The 1,228-nt window shown below is 21.6% G+C and carries 1 protein-coding gene and 2 pseudogenes; all 3 read right to left on the bottom strand.

Features of this window, described 5'->3' with window-relative positions; translation table 11 throughout:
• Positions 1 to 30: 30 nt before the first annotated feature.
• Positions 31 to 270: pseudogene (locus ACYVEA_RS34460) on the bottom strand (hypothetical protein); the annotation flags it as partial.
• Between the two features lie 211 nt (positions 271 to 481).
• A pseudogene (locus tag ACYVEA_RS34455) lies at positions 482 to 910 on the bottom strand (hypothetical protein); the annotation flags it as partial.
• Between the two features lie 12 nt (positions 911 to 922).
• The coding region (locus ACYVEA_RS34450; RefSeq protein WP_461117899.1) for a hypothetical protein at positions 923 to 1,228 on the bottom strand (306 nt) is incomplete at its 5' end.

The raw sequence follows: 1,228 nt of genomic DNA, 5'->3' as shown, positions 1-1,228 counted from the left end.
CATAAGTATAAATATTATTACACCAATAGTTCAAGTTAATATTCTTGGTGATCTATAAGATCCGTAATAAATACCTCTAGCTATATGTAAATAAACTAAAAAAAAGAAGGCTGATGCAGTATTACTATGTAAATAACGAACTAATCATCCATTATTAACATCTCTCATAATATGTTCTACTGAATTAAAAGCTTCTAATATACTAGGGCTATAATGCATAGCTAATGTAACACCAGTAATAATTTGTATTCCTAAACATACTGCTAATAATGAACCAAAATTTCATAAATAACTAATATTACTAGGTTGAGATGCATCTATAAGATAAGAATTCACTAATTTTAAAATCGAATTATTTTTTACTATTCTCATTTAGTTTTTTATTTATTTTATTTGCGATAAGGACCGTTATTTTTAGGTATTATTATGTAATGTATACTAAAATATAATTATATGATACTATGTGTATTATAATCAATTATTAATTCTTAGAATTAATAAAATTAAAAGGTAAAAGTAATATTAATAATAAAATTAATGTTATTAATATTGAAATGTTTCCTACAAATAATGTAACTATATTATAAGTAATAAATCCAACTAAAATAAATAAAGCATAGTTAGTTACTATTCCTTGATTTAAATAAGATATATTTTTACTTACTTTAATTAAACCTGTTTCTAGTCCATATGGTCCTAATAATTCTATACTTCCTTTATCTAATATTTTAACAGTTTGCCCTCCTAAATTTAAAACTAAATTTGTAATATATTTATTGTAAAAGAATTCAACTAAGAATCTTTGATTAAAAAATCCAAAAATAGTTTTACCAATTATAGATAACTTGAAATTAACTACAAGTTCAGATAATACTATAGCTATAATACTAAAAGAAACAGTAAAAACAAAAGGTAATAATTTTCAATAAGTAGAAACACCAAATTCTGTATTTATCATTATTTCAGAATTAGGATGAATAAATATACTATTATCTAAAAAAAATCCTGAACCTAAACCAATAAAAATATCTTTAGTTATAAATCCAAAAAATATAGAAAATATAGCTAATATAACTAAAGGTAAACTCATAAATATATCACTTTCATGAGCATGATTATAATTTATTAAGGGTCCATTAGGATTAGTTAAGAAAGTTAAATAAAGAACTTTAACTGAATATAAAGTAGTGAATATAGCACCTATTACAGCTATAATATAAACAGTAAT

This window comes from Spirosoma jeollabukense (assembly GCF_054777855.1).
Note: the sequence above shows the minus strand (reverse complement) of the source record. Positions and strands in the feature narration are given on the sequence as shown.